Annotated in this window: 1 protein-coding gene; it reads left to right on the top strand. The window is 71.0% G+C overall.

What is annotated here, in order from left to right; genetic code table 11:
- Positions 1 to 214, top strand: a 214-nt coding sequence (locus tag IE94_RS0134985; RefSeq protein WP_030192906.1) for a peptidoglycan recognition protein family protein, incomplete at both ends; no start/stop codon positions are given.

Below are 214 nucleotides of genomic sequence, written 5' to 3'. Positions count from 1 at the left end.
CTGTGCCACGGGGTCATCACCAAGGACGGCCGCGTGCACCTGGTCGGTTACGGCCGTGCCAACCACGCCGGTCTGGGCGACGACGACGTCCTGCGCGCGGTGATCGCGGAGAAGGCGCTGCCCCGGGACAACGAGGCGAACACCGACGGCAACCGGCACTTCTACGGCTTCGAGTGCGAGAACCTCGGCGACGGCGAGGACCCCTGGCCGGCGG

The organism is Streptomyces violaceorubidus (assembly GCF_000717995.1).
Classification (GTDB): Bacteria; Actinomycetota; Actinomycetes; order Streptomycetales; family Streptomycetaceae; genus Streptomyces; species Streptomyces violaceorubidus.
This window is presented reverse-complemented; position numbering and strand designations above follow the sequence as displayed.